Below are 16,126 nucleotides of genomic sequence, written 5' to 3' on the forward strand. Positions count from 1 at the left end.
ATCAATCGATGCACCCGAGGTAGACAAGACATGCTCGACTGGCTCCCCGAAAACGTATCCGCGTTCGGTGATGGAGTGGATCATCTGTTCCACATCATCTACTACATCTCCCTCGCGATTTTCATCCTTGTCAACGTGATTTACGTCGCGTTCATCATCCGCTATCGCAGAAAGCGTAAAGGAGAGAAGGCGTATCACTATCACGGAAACAACATGCTGGAGCTGACCTGGACGGCGCTGCCGTTCGGGCTTTTCCTTTTCCTCGCCTTTTACAGCGATGGCATCTGGCAGGATATCAAGTACAGTGAGAAAATGCCGAACCCGGATCTGGTCGTCGAAGTGATGGGACAGACCTATCTCTGGCATTTCCGTTATCCCGGTTCCGACGGCGTATTCGGCCGCAGGGAACAGGCCCTGATCAGCACGACGAATCCCTTCGGCATCGATCCCGACGATCCGAACGGCAAGGACGACTTTGTGACCATCAACACCATGCACGTTCCCGTGAACAAGAACATCCTCGTGCGGTTGTCGTCGGTGGACGTATTGCACAGCTTCTTCCTGCCGAACATGCGCGTCAAGCAGGACGCCGTGCCTGGCCAGTGGGTGGATGTCTGGTTCAACAGCAGAAAAACCGGTGAGTACGAGATAGCCTGCGCGGAGCTCTGCGGTTCGGGTCACTACCTCATGCGCGCAGTGCTCCGCGTCGATGCGCAAGCCAACTATGACACCTGGATAGACGAGCAGTACAGCAATGTGCTCGCCTCGTTGACCGCTCCGACCACTACGAATGAATAACATGCGTTGAGATCCTATGGAAGCCGTTGCTCATACCGCACCTCATGCCCACGCCGGAGCGCATCACGCGTCCTTCCTGCGTACCTACATTTTCTCCACCGATCACAAAATGATCGCGAAGCAGTTTCTGATTGTCGCGATTCTGTTCCTCTTCATCGGCGGAGCGTTTGCACTGTTCATCCGCTGGCAATTGGCCTATCCCGGCGAGCCGATTCCTGTGATCGGCACCATGCTGCCTTCGAGCTGGGTGAATCCCGATGGTGCGATCACGGCGGAGTTTTACGCACAGTTGCTCACGATGCACGGGACGATCATGATTTTCGCTGTGATCATTCCGTTGCTGGTCGGTGTGTTCGGAAACTTTGCCATTCCGCTGATGATCGGCGCGGACGACATGGCGTTTCCCTTTCTCAACATGGTGTCGTTCTGGCTGTATCCACTTGCCGGTGTCGTGATGATGAGCGGTTTTTTCATGGAAGGAGGGATGGCGGCCTCGGGCTGGACGGCCTATCCGCCGCTCAGCGCGGTTGCCTCGTCGGGACAGACGCTATGGATCGTGGGGCTCTTCCTCGCGGGCTTTTCCTCGATTCTCGGCGCGGTGAATTATATCACGACGGTGATGAACATGCGCGCACCGGGTCTGAAGATGTTCCAGTTGCCGATGACCGTGTGGGCGGTGTTCATCACGGCCATTATCGTGATCATCGGTACGCCCGTGCTTGCCGCAGCGCTGTCCATGCTCTTCATGGATAATTTTCTGCACACGAGCTTCTTTACCCCATCGAACCTCATCGTGCCGGCGCGTGACATGTCGCGCACGGCGGGCGGGGGGCAGCCCTTGTTGTGGCAGCATCTTTTCTGGTTCTATTCTCATCCCGCGGTGTATATCATGATTTTGCCGGGTATGGGCGTGGTCTCCGATGTGCTGAGCACTTTTTCCCGCAAGCCGCTGTACGGCTACAAGGCGATGATTTTCGCCATCGTCGCGATCGCGTTTCTCGGCATTATCGTCTGGGGACATCACATGTTCCAGTCCGGCATGAATCCGCTGCTCGGCACGACCTTCATGGTCAGCACGATGGTGATCGCGGTACCTTCGGCGATCAAGACCTTCAACTGGCTCGGCACCATGTGGCGCGGGAAAATGGAATTCACCACGCCGATGCTGAACGCCGTCGCCTTTGTGTCCATGTTCGTGATCGGCGGTCTGAGCGGCATTTTCATGGCCTCGACGCCTGTGGACGTGTTCATTCACGACACGTATTTCATCGTCGGACACATTCACTATGTGCTGTTTGGCGGCAGTCTCTTCGCGGTCTTTGCCGGGCTGCATTACTGGTTCCCGAAAATGACCGGACGCATGTACAGCGAGCGTCTGGGGAAGTGGCATTTCTGGACGACGTTCATCACCTTCAACGGCACCTTCTTTCCCATGCATATCCTCGGTGTGGGTGGAATGATGCGCCGCATTTACGATCCCACCGTGTATGACTTTCTCAAGCCGTTTCAGCCGATGAACGAGTTCATCACGATCAATGCCATATTGCTCGGGTTCGCACAATTCATTCTTGTGGCGAATCTCTTCTACAGTTGGTTCTATGGCCGCAAGGCGAAGCGCAATCCCTGGCGCGCCAACACCCTCGAATGGCAGGCGCCGTCACCACCGCCGCATGGCAATTTCGATACGGAGCTTCGCGTGTATCGTGGTCCGTACGAATACAGTTCGCCCGAGAGCGTACAGGATTATCTGCCGCAGACGGTTTCGCCCGACGACGTCGCAGCGCAGTGGGAGCATCACCGCGCACGTCAGGCGCAGCACAGCGAAACGACAGCGTGAGGACAGAGATGACGACGACGAGCACCTATTGGAATTTTCCGCAGCGCCTGCTGCATCGTCTCGCGGTGATATTGGCCGTGGGCACGGTTCTGCTCATCGCGAAGGGCGGACTTGTGCACAGCGCCGGCGCGGGATTATCGGTACCTGACTGGCCGACAACCTACGGCGAGAACATGTTCACCTATCCCATAGACAAGTGGTACGGCGGCATCGTGTACGAGCACGGACACCGGCTCATCGCTTCGGGTATCGGCGTGATCATGATCGCCGTGGCCGTGATGATCTGGGCGTACGATACGCGCCGCTGGTTGAAGTGGCTCGCCGGCGCGGCGTTATTTGCGGTGATCGTACAGGGCGTGCTCGGTGGATTGACGGTGCTCATGCGCTTGCCGACAGCGGTGTCCACCGGACACGCCATGCTTGCGCAGGCCTTCATGATAATGACCATGCTCATGGCGGCGGCCACGTCGCGCGGGTGGACGAATTCCGCGCCCGCATTGCAGGTGGACGCCGACGCGGGGCTGCAGAAACTGCTGCTCGCGACGGTGCTGTTCACGTTCGTACAGATTTTTCTTGGTGCGCTGACGCGACACACGTACAGCGGCATGGCGATTTCCGATTTCCCGTTGAACAACGGACGCATCATACCCGAATTCGTCAGTTTCGGTGTGCTCATTCAGTTCCTGCACCGAGTGGGTGCCGTGGTGCTGACGACACTAATCATTGTGCAGAGCGTGAAGATTTTCCGTCGTCCCGAGCTTCGTCGGCTCCGGCGTCCGGCTATGGCGGGTCTGGCGATGATCGCCGTACAGTTCATGCTGGGCGCGACGGTGATATGGACGCGCGAAGCGATTATTCCCAACACGCTGCATGTGGCGGGAGGCGCCATCACCTTCGCGACGGTGTTCCTGACCTACGCGTGGGCGCGGCGCTACTATGCATTCCGCGAGGCGGATACGAATGAACAGCTACAGGTTTCGGAGGCACGGGCATGAGCGATCTCAACTATTCAGCGACAACCGCCGCAGTGGAACTCACGCGCCGTGAAAGCGCATCCGCGTATTACGAGTTGACGAAGCCGGGCATCACGCTGATGGTGGTCGTGAGTACCGCCGCAGGATTCTGGCTTGCGCTGCCGAAGCATTTCGCACTGCTGGATTACCTGCTTCTGTTCATCGCGACGGTGGTGGGGACCGCGCTGGTTTCCGCCGGCAGTTGCGTCCTGAACCATGTGATGGAGCATCGCTACGATCTTGAGATGAAACGCACGATGTTTCGTCCCATTCCATCGGGAAAAATCACCGCTGCGCAGGCGACGTGGTTCGGCATTGCGCTCGCCGCCGCGGGTCTCGCGCTGCTTGTCATTGCGCAGCCGCTGACCGCCGGACTTGCCGCGCTGACGCTGTTCCTGTATCTCGCAGTGTACACGCCGCTCAAGCGCGTGACCCCGCTGTCGACGCTGGTTGGCGGCATACCCGGCGCGCTGCCGCCGCTGGGCGGATACGCGACGGTGACGGGGAGCATTACGCTCGAGGCCGGTGTGCTGTTCATGATACTGTTTCTCTGGCAGATGCCGCACTTCTTTTCGCTCGCATGGATGTACCGCAAGGATTACGAGCGTGGCGGATTTCGCATGCTGACCGCGCTGGATGAAAGCGGTATAGTGGTGGCGAAGCATATCGTATCGTACACCATTCTGTTGCTGCTCTTCAGCCTGTTGCCGACGGTGTACGGCGACACCGGACTGCTCTATTTCGGCGCGGCACTGCTGCTCGGGGGCGCCTTCCTCGCCATGGGATTGCGTTTCATGCATACGCGCAGCAACACACGCGCGCGCGCAGTGCTGCTGACCTCGTATCTCTACCTTCTCGCGCTGCTCACATTGATGTTCATCGACAAGGCCTGACGCATTATGACCACACTCGCCGCTCATTCGCGTTTCAATACGGGCATCTATCACGGAAAGCTCGGAATGTGGATATTTCTCGCATCCGAAATCATGTTTTTCTCGGGTTTTCTGGGTGCGTTTATCGTGCTGCGCAATCTGAACATCGAACTGTTCACCGCAAGCGCTCATCAGCTAGACAAAGTCGTGGCCACGATAAACACCGCCGTGCTGATTACGAGCAGTCTCACTATGGCGCTGTCGCATCTGGCGCTGGAACGCGGTGAGGAAGCGAAGTTCCGCCTCTTCCTCACCATCACGATTGTTTGCGCGTTCGGTTTTCTCGGCATCAAATCCTTCGAGTACGCCACGAAGTTTTCGCATGACATTTATCCCTGGACGAACACCTTTTTCGCCAGTTACTTCACCATGACGGGCTTTCACGCGCTGCACGTGATCGGCGGACTCATCCCGATGATCTGGATGCTCGGCAAGTCGCTGACGAAAGGCTATCCGCAGAGCATGCATCATCGCGTGGAGACACTGGGCTTGTACTGGCACTTCGTCGATCTCGTGTGGATTTTCCTCTTCCCGACATTGTATCTGATTTTCTAGAAAGGAGACAGGCATGGCTCACGGCGTCAGTTTCAAGGAAATCCAGAAAAGCTATCTCAAGGTATTCATCGCCCTGATGGTGCTCACGGCACTGACGGTGGCGGTGACGACCATTCACTTCGGTGACACGCTCAACATCGTGGTGGGCATTCTCATAGCCCTGCTCAAGGCCGGACTGGTGGCATACATTTTCATGCATCTGAAATTCGATCATCGTCGGCTGCGGCTGTTCGTGTACATTCCGCTCGCGTTTTTTGTCATCATGGTATACGCACTGACGGTGCTCGGCCTCTGATCCATCGCATGCTCGTCGTCGACTCCATATCGCACAGCTATACGCAGAAGAAACACGAGGCGGTACGCGCGCTCGACGCTGTGGGCTTTACCGCTACGTCCGGCGAGATCACCGCGGTGGTGGGCCCCAACGGCAGCGGGAAGTCCACGCTGTTCCGCGTGATCGCGAGTCTGTTGCAAGCAACCGCGGGGAGTGTGCGCTTTGACGGCCGGCCTTTGAATAAAGCGGACATGAGTGTGGTTTTTCAATCGCCCGCCCTTGACGGCCTGCTGACCGTGTTCGAGAATTTTTCGCATCACATGATGCTGCACGGGAGACGCCTTGAACGCGCCGCGCTTCCGCGGGATGTGCTGGACGCGCTGGACCTCGACGAGGTGCTGGACCGCCGTGTGGATACCTTGTCGGGCGGCTATCAACGGCGAGTGGAGGTTGCGAAAGCGCTGCTGACCGGACCGCGTTTGCTGGTGCTCGATGAACCATTCTCCGGGCTGGATGTGCGTGCGAGGATGCAGTTTTTCGCACATCTGCGCGATATCGCGCAGCAGCGCGCCTTGACCGTGGTGTTGATAACGCATGAACTGGACCTTGCCGCACTATGCGGCCATGTCGTCATGCTGCACAAGGGAAGCGTGATGGCCGACGCAGCTCCCGCAAAACTGCTTGTGGAATTCGGAGAAACAGTCGCGGAAGTTCGCAGCGCGGACAGCGTCGCCGTAGAGCGTCGCCTGAAGACGGCCGGATACACGGTGTTCGGTTGGAGCGATGACACACTGTTCGTGCCGCATGCCAGTCTCCGGGGAATCGTGGATGCACTGGGAGACGATGCGGAGCGCTGCAGTATCGAATCGCGCAGGCCCTCGCTCGACGATTACTTTCTCACCCGCACCGGAGCTCATATTGTGGAGAGAACGGAGGCCATTGCCGCATGAACGCTTTCGTCCTCCCCGTATACAGTCTCTGGCTGCGCGACATGCGGCATTTCGTCCGCAGGCGCAGCCGTATCTATGGCGCCATCGGACAGCCGGTGGTGATCTGGGCGTTACTCGCGGCGGGATTTGCCGGCAGCGTGGATGGCAGTCACACAGGTGGTGTAGCGTACGGCGCGTTTTTCTTTCCCGGCGTGCTGCTGCTGATCACCGTCTTTACGTCGATGTTTTCCACGATGTCCGTGATAGAGGACAAAAAGAGCGGCTTTATGCAGGGCGTCCTTGCCTCGCCGGCGTCGCGCGGCTCCTTGCTGTGGGGCAAGATGCTTGCTGGCTCAACGCTTTCTCTGATTCAAGCCGCGGTGCTGTTCGCATTGCTGCCGGTCGCGGGAATTCCGGTGAGCCTTGAAGCAGCCGGAGCCAGCGCACTGCTCGTCGCGGCAGCCGGGCTGATATTGACCAGTTTGGGTTTGCTGATCGCCTGGCACATGCAGAGCACGCAGGGATTTCACGCGATCATGAATCTGCTGCTCATGCCCATGTGGGTGCTGTCCGGAGCGCTGTTCCCGGTAGCGGGTGCAAGCGATTGGCTCGCGGCCCTTATTCGACTGAATCCCATGTACTATGTCACGTCACTGTTCCAAACGGCGTTTTTTCTGGGCAGCGGCACGACGGTAGCCGGTAGTCCGGATATCATCATGGCCTCGATCGTCGCTCTCCTGAGCGGCGCTGCCGTGTACGCCGCAACATTGCGCACACTATCAAAACGATGAGACGCACCTTTCTCCATATTACCTTCGCTATCCTTGCCGCCGCTGGCGTTTCAGCCTGCGGAGACGGAAGCGCCACGACGGTGACAGCGCTGCCGGAACTGGGTAAAGCCCCCGCGTTCACCGGCAGTAACTTTACCGGCGCCGAGGTGAGCAGCGACGAGCTGCGCGGTACCGTGTACATCGCGTATTTCTTTTTCACGAGCTGTTCCGGTCCCTGTCCCGTGATGAATTCCAAGGCCAACGTCTTGCAGGCCGCGTACGCCAAGGCCAATGATTTTCGCATCGTCGGTTTCAGCGTGGATCCGGAGACGGACACCGTGCTGCGGCTGGCGCGCTATGCGGACCGCTACTCGGCGAAGCCGGGCCGTTGGTACATGCTGCACAGCAGTATCGAACAGGTGTCCGAGGTCGCATCCGCGGGTTTCAAGGTCGGTGACGCGTCCGAACCGGATTTGCACAGCACACGCTTCATTCTTGTCGATCGCAGCGGGACCATCCGGGGATATTACGACGGCATGGACGATACGAAAATGAGCGAGCTTCGCGGCGCCATTGACTTTTTGCTCGGGAGGGACGCATGAGCATCAGTGATCTCCCGACGGTGAATGCGCTGCTGAATTCGCTTGCGACCGCGTTTCTGCTCGTCGGATTCTATTTCATCAGGCGCAAGGACGTACGCAGGCACCGCGCGATGATGTTGGCGGCTTTCGCGACTTCGACGCTTTTCCTGGCCACCTACCTGACCTATCACTTCAGCGCGCATCTCGTGACGAGGTTCCAGGGTGAGGGGATTGCGCGAACGGTGTATTTCATCATTCTGATATCGCATTCCATCCTTGCGGTCGCCGTACCGCCCATGGCGATACTCACATTGTTTCGCGGACTGAAAATGTCTGTGGAGCGTCACCGCGCCATCGCGCGGTGGACGCTGCCGCTGTGGCTGTACGTATCCGTCACCGGTGTGGCCGTGTATCTGATGCTGTACCACTTCTATGCGTGAGTTGGAGATGAAGAGCACAATCGCATTGACACTGATTCTGCTAACGGCGGCATTCCTGTTTCCGGATGTTGCCCAGGCGTGTCCGAATTGCAAGGAAGCATACGCGTCGGATGGCGCAACGCCCGTGGCATCCGGTTACGGAGCGAGCATACTGTTCATGATGGCCATGCCGTTTGTCGTGATCGGCGGTTTTGTGCTGCGCTTGTGGCTGGCCCGCAGGAATACCGATCAATCCGCGTTGCGGTCCTGACTCCGAGAATACGAAATCCATTTTTTCAGGCAGCTATGTTTACAGCCTCCATAGACAAGCAGATTAAACGCGCAATACTCGGCGGACTCACCGTGGTCGCCGTCGGCGCCCTCGCATTCTATTTTTTGCGCCACCCCGATGTTATGGATGTCGGATACCGGCCGCAGCAACCCGTGCCGTTTGACCACCGGCTCCATGCCGGAGATCTCGGCATCAGTTGCGTCTATTGCCACAGCAGCGTCGAAACTTCCGCGCATTCCACCGTGCCGCCGACGAGCACCTGCATGAATTGCCACAACGCCGTCAAGCGCGACAGTCCCAAGCTCGAGGCCGTACGCGCGAGCTATGAGAACAATACCCCGATTGAGTGGGTGCGCATTCACCGGCTTCCCGACTACGCGTTTTTCAATCACAGCCGGCATGTGAACGCTGGTATCGATTGTGCGTCCTGTCACGGCGAGGTGGAAAAGCAGGGGGTGGTGGTTCAGAAAAAACCGCTGACCATGGGTTGGTGCCTGGATTGTCACCGCGCGCCGGAGGAACACGTCATCCGGACTCGTGACATTTCCGGCGTGGACGTGCGCCCTTCGGTGCTCAACAGCGCATTGAAAAAAGGACCCGAGAACTGTTCCGCCTGCCATCATTGACCGGGCATCGCGGCACGTTTCTCACCGAGACTAACGATTCACTACGACACATACAGCATGGCTGATACAACGACACAGAACAAGACCTACTGGAAAAGCTTCCGCGAGCTGTCGGGCGATCCGGAGGTCATGGAGCAACTCAAGCACGAGTTCCCGCCGGATTACGACGAGCCCACAGCGGGCGCGTCGTTCATGACACGGCGCACCTTCATCGGTCTGCTTGCCGCGTCCACTGCCTTTGCGGCGACCGGTTGCCGGCGTCCCGAACAGACGATCGTGCCCTATGTAAAAAAACCGGAATATCTCGTGCCCGGTTTGGCCAACCATTTCGCCACCGCGTGGACGCATCAGAATTTCGCTGCCGGCTTGCTCGTGAAATCCCGCGAGGGACGCCCGATCAAAATCGAGGGGAACGATCTCGATCCGGTGAGCGGCGGGAAATCGTCGCATCTCGCGCAGGCCTCGCTGCTGTCGCTGTACGATCCCGACCGCGTCCTGCGGCCCACGGTAAACGACAGCGACTCCACGCCGCTCAACGCCATGCGCCGCATCGCCGACGCGATCCGCGAAGTGACGGCCAAGGGGAAGAGCGTCCGCATCGTCGTGGACGAGCACGCGTCGCCCTCGCTTGCGAAGCTGTATGCGCAGCTCGAGACACTGCTGCCCAATACCAAAGTGGTGACCTGGCCCGCTATCACCGCCACAGGCGCGGCGGAAGCCAACCGGCAACTGCTCGGCTTCGACGGCATCATGGTGCCCGATCTCTCCCGCGCGGATGTGCTCCTCGGTGTGGAAGCGGATTTCCTCGGTACCGATCCCGACGCGCTGTATCACATCCGCCGCTTCTCGTCCCGCCGCAAACCCTCGCGCAGCGATCTTTCCATGAGCCGCTTCTACGCGGTGGAAGCGGCCATGACGCTCACTGGCATGAATGCCGACACGCGCGTGAGCATCAAGCCCGGCGAGATGAATGAGTTTCTGCTGGCACTGCTGCATGAGCTGTGCGTCAAGCGCGGTCTGCCCGGTCTCGACGCGTCGCTCGTCGCCATGTTGGCCGGGGCGGCCAACGAGCGCTTCCCCCTGATCGCCCGGATCGCCGACGACATGGCCGGGAAACAATCCGCGGTACTGATCGGCAGGCATCTGCCCGTCGAGACGCATGCGCTGGGTGTGCTGCTCAACCGCGTTCTTGGCGCGTATGGCGAGGGAAAAGTGTTCGATCCCGCACAGGCGCTTCCTTACAGCGCGTCGAAGAAAGCCGGTATCGAAACGCTGCGCGGAGAGCTGAACAAGGGTTCCGTCGGCGCGCTGATCTTCGCCGATGTGAATCCCGCCTACTCTCTGCCTGGAGCGGGTTTCCGGACCCTTGTGTCCAAAGTTCCCTACCGCTTCTCGCTTTCGCAATACGCCGACGAGACATCGAAATTCTGTTCCATTTTCATTCCGGTCAACCACTATCTCGAAGCGTGGGGAGACGCCCGGATGATGGACGGTTCACAGGCCGTCGTGCAGCCGCTGATCGCGCCTCTGAACGAAGGCCAGCTCTCATTGGGTGACGCTCTCATGGGCATCGCCAAGGCGCTGGACGCGAACAGCTTCGCCGACACCGCAAATTGGTACGAGTATGTGCGCAAGCGCTGGCGCGACGAAGTGTTCGCCGCGAGCGGACGCCCGTATTTCGATGCCTTCTGGACGGACGCATTGCGGAACGGATCCATTCCCGGCAGCACACAGCGTCCGGCGATGGGCTTCGACACCACATCTGCTTCGCGCCTGCTTCGCAGCGCCGCCGCGCAGAAGCAACAGGGACTGATGCTCGGCGTGCTGCCGTCGCACTCGCTGTACGACGGACGCCTGGCCAATCTGGGCTGGCTCATGGAGTTGCCCGATCCCGTCACCAAGGTGACCTGGGACAACGTCGCGATGATGAGCAAATCCCTGGCGCAGCGGCTGGGGGTAAAACAGCAGGATGTGGTGCGCATCACAACGGCATCGGGCAGTATCGAGCTGCCGGTGTTCATTCAGCCGGGGATTTCCGGGGACGCGGTGTTCACAAGCACCGGCTTCGGACGCACCGAAGGCGGACGCGTGCTTGCGGAGAAAGGCGCCAACGCCTTTGCCGTGATGTCCTCCGTTTCCGAATCCATCGGCTATGTGCGCGCAAAAATTGAAAAAACCGGCGCGACCATGACTATCGCGACCACGCAGGATCATCACTCGCTATCCGGCGATGAGCATTTCGATATCGACCGCAGCGACATCGTGAAGACGGCCACGCTCGCGGCCTACGCCAAGGATGCCTCGGTGATTTACGAGAAGGACCTGCCGGTGTATGGCGCAGAGCGCAACACCGACCGTCCGATCAGCATGACCAAGCCCTTCGACTACAGCAGCGGCCACCGCTGGGGAATGACCATTGACACCTCGTCCTGCGTCGGCTGCAACGCCTGTGTGATCGCCTGCGTGTCGGAGAACAACATTCCGGCCGTCGGCAAGGAACAGGTGGCACGCGGTCGCGAAATGCACTGGATACGCATCGACCGCTATTACAGCGGCGACGACGACAATCCCGACACACTGTTGCAGCCCATGCTGTGCCAGCACTGCGAAAAGGCCCCGTGCGAAAACGTGTGTCCCGTGGCCGCGACGACGCACAGCCCCGAAGGTCTCAATGAAATGACCTACAACCGCTGTGTGGGGACGCGGTACTGCTCGAACAACTGTCCCTACAAAGTCCGCCGCTTCAACTATCTCGACAATCACACGGAGGACCGCGATCCGCTGTCGCTGGTGTTCAATCCCGACGTCACTGTGCGTATGCGCGGCGTGATGGAGAAGTGCACGTTCTGCGTGCAGCGCATCAACGGTGCGAAGCATCACGCGAAGAACGAAGGCCGCGACCGCCTGAACGACGGCGAAGTGCATACCGCCTGTCAGCAGGCCTGTCCTGCCGACGCCATCGTGTTCGGCGACGTGAACAATCCCGACAGCGCCGTGTCGAAGAGCATGACGAGCGACCGCGGCTATCACGTGCTGCGCGAATTGAACGTGCGGCCGTCCATCACCTACCTCGCCAAGATCAGGAATACCGACGGAGGCCGCGCATGACCCCTGTTACTGAAAAGCATCGCCACGATCATTGGGACGTGGAGCGGGCCGGCACCCTGGCCGTGGATCCGCACGAATTGCGCGAGCCGCTGTTCGAGGGGAAACCCACGCTCACCGACGTGACGGAGAAAGTCTCCGCCGTCGTCGAAGGCAAACCCACGAAGGGGTGGTATGCCGCCGTGACCCTCACCAGTGCGCTTGCCGGCTGGGGCATACTCACCATTCTCTACACGGTGTTCACGGGTATTGGCGTCTGGGGCAACAATCAGCCGGTGGGCTGGGCCTGGGACATCACCAACTTCGTGTTCTGGATCGGTATCGGTCACGCGGGAACGCTGATCTCGGCCATTTTATTCCTTTTCCGCCAGAAATGGAGGACGGCCATCAATCGCGCCGCCGAAGCGATGACAATATTTGCCGTCATCTGCGCATTGATTTTCCCGATCATTCACACCGGTCGTCCATGGCTGGCGGTGTACTGGCTGCTGCCGCTGCCGAATCAGATGCAGATGTGGGTGAATTTCCGCTCGCCGCTGTTGTGGGACGTGTTCGCCGTGTCCACGTATTTCGCGGTATCGCTGATGTTCTGGTACGTCGGCCTCGTGCCGGATTTCGCGACACTGCGGAATCGCGCGAAGAACTGGATTTCGAAGTATGTGTTCACCTTCCTGAGCCTTGGATGGACAGGCGCGAACCGTCATTGGCACCGCTACGAAAAGGCCTACCTGATTCTCGCGGGCATTTCCACACCGCTGGTACTGTCGGTGCACACCATCGTGAGTTTCGACTTTGCGGTGTCGGTGATACCAGGCTGGCACACGACGATCTTCCCGCCGTATTTCGTGGCGGGCGCCATTTTCTCCGGCTTCGCCATGGTGCTGACGTTGATGATCATCGCGCGCACCCTGCTGAACCTGCAGCAGTTCATCACGCTCAAGCACATCGAGAATATGAACAAGATTCTGATGGCGACGGGCCTTATGGTGGGCTATGCCTACGGCGTCGAGTTTTTCATCGCCTGGTACAGCGGCAATCCGTACGAGAAATTCATTTTCATCAACCGCGCCTTCGGGCCGTACAGTTGGGCGTATTGGACGATGGTGACCTGCAACGTCTTTATCCCGCAGCTCTTCTGGTTCCGGAATATCCGTCGCAATCTGCTGATCACCTGGGTGGTGTCGATTTTCGTAAACATCGGCATGTGGTTCGAGCGCTTCGTGATCATCGCCACCTCGCTGCACCGGGATTTTCTGCCGTCGAGTTGGGGCTATTTCACACCGACATGGGTGGACGTCTCCATTTTCGCGGGCACGATCGGGTTGTTTCTCACGCTCTTCCTGCTCTTCGCCAAGTACATCCCCGTGCTGGCGATTTCGGAGGTGAAGGGCATACTTCCCGGTGCGCAACCGTCTCATGACCATCACTGACGAGGAACGCGACGCATGAGCAAGAACGCAGGCATGATCGGTGTATTCACGAATCCCGACGCCGTACTGAAGGCGGCGGCGGAAATTCGCCGCGCCGGCTACAGCAAATTCGATTTTCACACGCCCTATCCCTTGCACGGGCTGGACGACGCCATGGGCATCAAGCGTACGATATTGCCATGGATATCCCTCGGCGCCGGTGTGGCCGGCCTCGGCATCGCGCTGCATTTGCAGTGGTGGACGGGCGCGGTGGATTATCCCCTGGTGATCGGCGGCAAGCCGCTGTTCGCCTTCGAGCCCTCCATTCCCATTGCCTTCGAGCTGACCATTCTTCTCTGCGCCATCGCGACCGTCGTGGGTATGTTCGCCCTCAACGGCTTGCCGCGCTGGTTCTCGAAATGGCAGAACGACCCGCATTTCCTTCGCAGCACCGACGACGCCTTCGTGGTCACCATTGATGCGGAGGACGCGAGTTATCATCCCGAACGCACCCGCTCGCTGCTTGACGCACTGGGTGCCGAACAGATCCGTACGGTGGACTATGTTGAAGAATAAACGGAACCTCATCATTGCGGCATTGGTTGTGGCCGCGGCTGCCGTCTCTTTTCTGGTGCTGTGGGCAGGCAACGATTTCCAGGCCTTCCGCTCGACGGAGCCGCCGATTCAGATACGCTACGACATGTACTATCAAAGCAAGGTCGGCGCACAGCAGGGCAGCGAATTTTTTGCCGACCGTCTGGCGATGCGCGGACACGTGCCCGGCACCGTGCCGCGCGACGGAGACATCTACCCGTACGCGACATTTGAGGAAGCGGAGGCGGAACTCCGTAATCCGCTGGCCGGACGCACGGATCTGCTGGAGCGCGGGAAGAACCGTTTCAACGTGTTCTGCGCTACCTGTCATTCGCCGTCGGGGCAGGATACCACCGAGGTCGTGCGCAAGGGCATGCCCAAGCCGCCGAGTCTCGCCGCTCCCAATGCAAAGAATTATTCCGATGCGCGTCTGTTCCATGTGATCAGCGCGGGACAGAACATCATGCCCGGCTATGCCGACAAGCTGAAGCCCGAGGATCGCTGGGCCATCGTCAACTATGTGCGCGAGCTGCAAAAAGCTCCGCTGAAATACGCGGAAGCGCCGAAGCCCGCCGCCGCGGACTCCGCCAAAGCCACACCAACGACTGCGAACACGGGACAGGCACAATGAACAGAGCACCGGTACTTCTCGGGGATACGAAATTCGTCAAAACCATGACCATGGTCGGCGGTGCCGCCGCCGTGCTCGGTGTCGCATTGTCGCTGGCGTCGGCGTTTGCGGATTATGACCGCTTCCTTTTCGGCTATCTCACCGCCTTCGTGTTTTTTGCCGGCATTGCGGTGACGGGCGTGTTCTTCAGCATGCTGCAGTTTCTCGTGCGCGCGGGGTGGAGCGTCTCCATCCGCCGCATTCCTGAACTCATAGGTGGATTCACACCGCTGCTGCTGATTTTCGTATTACCCATCGTTTTCGGTGTCGGCGTGCTGTATCATCACTGGGTGCATCCCGAGCCGGGAGACGTGGTGCTGCAGGGCAAGGCGGCGTGGCTCAACGTGCCCTTTTTTACGACGAGACTGTTCGTGTACATCGCCATCTGGATCGGGATGTACTTCCTCATCGTCGGCAATTCCTTCCGTCAGGACAAGCGAGCGGACATCGGCCCCACGCGTATGAACTGGAAGCTCAGCGCGCCGGTGACCATTTTCTTCGGGGTGACAATCACCTTCGCCGCCTTCGACATGCTGATGTCGCTGTATCCGCACTGGTTCAGCACCATTTTCGGAGTGTATTACTTTGCGGGCTCGCTGGTCGGGACGCTTGCGGTGATCACCATCATCGCCGTGCTTCTGAAAAAAGCGGGCCTGATGACGGAGTGGCTCACGCCGGAGCGCTTCCATGATCTCGGCAAATTCCTGTTCGCCTTCAATGTGTTCTGGGCCTACATTGCGTTTTCACAGTATCTCCTCATCTGGTATGCCGATCTTCCGGAAGAGATCGTGTTCTTCAAGTATCGCACCAATCACGGCTGGGAGTACGTCTCGATTCTGCTGCTTGTGTTTCACTTCATCGTTCCCTTCATCCTCTTGCTCTCGCAGGATGCCAAGCGCAATCTGAACGTGCTGCTCAGCGGTGCGGTGTTGCTGCTGGCCGCGCATTTTCTCGACATGTACTGGTTGGTCATGCCCAACTACAATCACGACGCCGTGGTACTGGGATGGAATGAATTCGCACCGCTGCTCGGACTCGGCGGCTTTTTCATTCTCGTCACCGCATGGCAGTTCCGCAAGCGCAGCGCTGTGGCGGTGAATGATCCGTATCTGGCGGAGAGTGTGTGAGGGGAGAGGTAAAGGGTGAAGGGTGAAGGGGTGGGAAATCCGGAGTAGAGACGTTGCATGCAACGTCTCTACATGATGGGGGTGGGCCTCGGATTCGCTTCCGGGCCTTGGCCGAAGCTCCGTGTGACGATATTTGATTGATTTTTCATCGGCGGCGCCCGGCGTGAAGGCGCGCTGATCCTATAATCCGATTCT

Annotated in this window: 17 protein-coding genes; all 17 read left to right on the forward strand. The window is 58.9% G+C overall.

The window, feature by feature from the left end; all coding sequences use genetic code 11:
• Nucleotides 1–30: 30 nt before the first annotated feature.
• The 17 genes from coxB to M5R41_16190 are packed head-to-tail and all read left to right on the forward strand — an operon-like array spanning nucleotide 31 to nucleotide 15,931.
• Nucleotides 31–798, forward strand: a complete 768-nt coding sequence (gene coxB / locus M5R41_16110) for a cytochrome c oxidase subunit II (protein ID MCZ7557924.1) — start codon at nucleotides 31–33, stop codon at nucleotides 796–798.
• A gap of 16 nt (nucleotides 799–814) precedes the next feature.
• Complete coding sequence (locus M5R41_16115; GenBank protein ID MCZ7557925.1) at nucleotides 815–2,635, forward strand: cbb3-type cytochrome c oxidase subunit I; 1,821 nt, start codon at nucleotides 815–817, stop codon at nucleotides 2,633–2,635.
• Nucleotides 2,636–2,643: 8 nt separating this feature from the next.
• Complete coding sequence (locus tag M5R41_16120; protein ID MCZ7557926.1) at nucleotides 2,644–3,630, forward strand: COX15/CtaA family protein; 987 nt, start codon at nucleotides 2,644–2,646, stop codon at nucleotides 3,628–3,630.
• The gene (cyoE, locus tag M5R41_16125) at nucleotides 3,627–4,541 is read left to right on the forward strand and encodes a heme o synthase (GenBank protein MCZ7557927.1); all 915 of its coding nucleotides are present in this window, start codon (nucleotides 3,627–3,629) and stop codon (nucleotides 4,539–4,541) included. Before M5R41_16120 ends, cyoE begins: the two co-directional genes overlap by 4 nt.
• A gap of 6 nt (nucleotides 4,542–4,547) precedes the next feature.
• Complete coding sequence (locus tag M5R41_16130) at nucleotides 4,548–5,135, forward strand: cytochrome c oxidase subunit 3 (GenBank protein MCZ7557928.1); 588 nt, start codon at nucleotides 4,548–4,550, stop codon at nucleotides 5,133–5,135.
• A 13-nt stretch (nucleotides 5,136–5,148) separates the two neighbouring features.
• Nucleotides 5,149–5,430: a cytochrome C oxidase subunit IV family protein gene (locus tag M5R41_16135; GenBank protein ID MCZ7557929.1), complete on the forward strand. Its 282-nt coding sequence runs from the start codon at nucleotides 5,149–5,151 to the stop codon at nucleotides 5,428–5,430.
• Nucleotides 5,431–5,438: 8 nt separating this feature from the next.
• Nucleotides 5,439–6,359, forward strand: coding sequence for an ABC transporter ATP-binding protein (locus M5R41_16140; protein ID MCZ7557930.1), 921 nt, complete (start codon nucleotides 5,439–5,441; stop codon nucleotides 6,357–6,359).
• Nucleotides 6,356–7,129, forward strand: coding sequence for an ABC transporter permease (locus M5R41_16145; protein ID MCZ7557931.1), 774 nt, complete (start codon nucleotides 6,356–6,358; stop codon nucleotides 7,127–7,129). The genes M5R41_16140 and M5R41_16145 overlap by 4 nt, the downstream gene beginning before the upstream one ends.
• Complete coding sequence (locus M5R41_16150; protein MCZ7557932.1) at nucleotides 7,126–7,710, forward strand: SCO family protein; 585 nt, start codon at nucleotides 7,126–7,128, stop codon at nucleotides 7,708–7,710. The genes M5R41_16145 and M5R41_16150 overlap by 4 nt, the downstream gene beginning before the upstream one ends.
• Nucleotides 7,707–8,129 carry a DUF420 domain-containing protein gene (locus M5R41_16155; protein MCZ7557933.1) on the forward strand — a complete coding sequence of 141 codons (423 nt, stop codon included), beginning with the start codon at nucleotides 7,707–7,709 and terminating at the stop codon, nucleotides 8,127–8,129. Before M5R41_16150 ends, M5R41_16155 begins: the two co-directional genes overlap by 4 nt.
• Nucleotides 8,130–8,136: 7 nt before the next feature.
• Nucleotides 8,137–8,379, forward strand: coding sequence for a hypothetical protein (locus M5R41_16160; GenBank protein ID MCZ7557934.1), 243 nt, complete (start codon nucleotides 8,137–8,139; stop codon nucleotides 8,377–8,379).
• Between the two features lie 35 nt (nucleotides 8,380–8,414).
• Complete coding sequence (locus M5R41_16165; GenBank protein ID MCZ7557935.1) at nucleotides 8,415–9,026, forward strand: cytochrome c family protein; 612 nt, start codon at nucleotides 8,415–8,417, stop codon at nucleotides 9,024–9,026.
• 57 nt (nucleotides 9,027–9,083) lie between these two features.
• A complete protein-coding gene (locus tag M5R41_16170; protein MCZ7557936.1) occupies nucleotides 9,084–12,134 on the forward strand; it encodes a TAT-variant-translocated molybdopterin oxidoreductase in 3,051 nt (1,016 codons plus the stop codon).
• A complete protein-coding gene (gene nrfD, locus M5R41_16175) occupies nucleotides 12,131–13,561 on the forward strand; it encodes a polysulfide reductase NrfD (GenBank protein MCZ7557937.1) in 1,431 nt (476 codons plus the stop codon). The genes M5R41_16170 and nrfD overlap by 4 nt, the downstream gene beginning before the upstream one ends.
• Nucleotides 13,562–13,576: 15 nt before the next feature.
• The gene (locus M5R41_16180; GenBank protein MCZ7557938.1) at nucleotides 13,577–14,116 is read left to right on the forward strand and encodes a DUF3341 domain-containing protein; all 540 of its coding nucleotides are present in this window, start codon (nucleotides 13,577–13,579) and stop codon (nucleotides 14,114–14,116) included.
• Nucleotides 14,103–14,765 (forward strand): c-type cytochrome, encoded by a 663-nt coding sequence (locus M5R41_16185; protein ID MCZ7557939.1) that lies wholly within the window; start codon nucleotides 14,103–14,105, stop codon nucleotides 14,763–14,765. The genes M5R41_16180 and M5R41_16185 overlap by 14 nt, the downstream gene beginning before the upstream one ends.
• Nucleotides 14,762–15,931 carry a hypothetical protein gene (locus tag M5R41_16190; GenBank protein ID MCZ7557940.1) on the forward strand — a complete coding sequence of 390 codons (1,170 nt, stop codon included), beginning with the start codon at nucleotides 14,762–14,764 and terminating at the stop codon, nucleotides 15,929–15,931. The genes M5R41_16185 and M5R41_16190 overlap by 4 nt, the downstream gene beginning before the upstream one ends.
• The last annotated feature ends 195 nt before the right edge of the window (nucleotides 15,932–16,126 follow it).

The organism is Bacteroidia bacterium (assembly GCA_027493955.1).
Taxonomy (GTDB): Bacteria; Bacteroidota; Ignavibacteria; order SZUA-365; family SZUA-365; genus JAOSJT01.

Coding starts and splice junctions, on each gene's coding strand:
- M5R41_16135 (MCZ7557929.1), top strand. CDS start 5,149: ATGGCTCACGGCGTCAGTTTCAAGGAAATCCAGAAAAGCTATCTCAAG.
- M5R41_16120 (MCZ7557926.1), top strand. CDS start 2,644: ATGACGACGACGAGCACCTATTGGAATTTTCCGCAGCGCCTGCTGCAT.
- coxB (MCZ7557924.1), top strand. CDS start 31: ATGCTCGACTGGCTCCCCGAAAACGTATCCGCGTTCGGTGATGGAGTG.
- M5R41_16165 (MCZ7557935.1), top strand. CDS start 8,415: ATGTTTACAGCCTCCATAGACAAGCAGATTAAACGCGCAATACTCGGC.
- M5R41_16130 (MCZ7557928.1), top strand. CDS start 4,548: ATGACCACACTCGCCGCTCATTCGCGTTTCAATACGGGCATCTATCAC.
- M5R41_16180 (MCZ7557938.1), top strand. CDS start 13,577: ATGAGCAAGAACGCAGGCATGATCGGTGTATTCACGAATCCCGACGCC.
- M5R41_16145 (MCZ7557931.1), top strand. CDS start 6,356: ATGAACGCTTTCGTCCTCCCCGTATACAGTCTCTGGCTGCGCGACATG.
- M5R41_16115 (MCZ7557925.1), top strand. CDS start 815: ATGGAAGCCGTTGCTCATACCGCACCTCATGCCCACGCCGGAGCGCAT.
- cyoE (MCZ7557927.1), top strand. CDS start 3,627: ATGAGCGATCTCAACTATTCAGCGACAACCGCCGCAGTGGAACTCACG.
- nrfD (MCZ7557937.1), top strand. CDS start 12,131: ATGACCCCTGTTACTGAAAAGCATCGCCACGATCATTGGGACGTGGAG.
- M5R41_16150 (MCZ7557932.1), top strand. CDS start 7,126: ATGAGACGCACCTTTCTCCATATTACCTTCGCTATCCTTGCCGCCGCT.
- M5R41_16190 (MCZ7557940.1), top strand. CDS start 14,762: ATGAACAGAGCACCGGTACTTCTCGGGGATACGAAATTCGTCAAAACC.
- M5R41_16160 (MCZ7557934.1), top strand. CDS start 8,137: ATGAAGAGCACAATCGCATTGACACTGATTCTGCTAACGGCGGCATTC.
- M5R41_16155 (MCZ7557933.1), top strand. CDS start 7,707: ATGAGCATCAGTGATCTCCCGACGGTGAATGCGCTGCTGAATTCGCTT.
- M5R41_16170 (MCZ7557936.1), top strand. CDS start 9,084: ATGGCTGATACAACGACACAGAACAAGACCTACTGGAAAAGCTTCCGC.
- M5R41_16140 (MCZ7557930.1), top strand. CDS start 5,439: ATGCTCGTCGTCGACTCCATATCGCACAGCTATACGCAGAAGAAACAC.
- M5R41_16185 (MCZ7557939.1), top strand. CDS start 14,103: ATGTTGAAGAATAAACGGAACCTCATCATTGCGGCATTGGTTGTGGCC.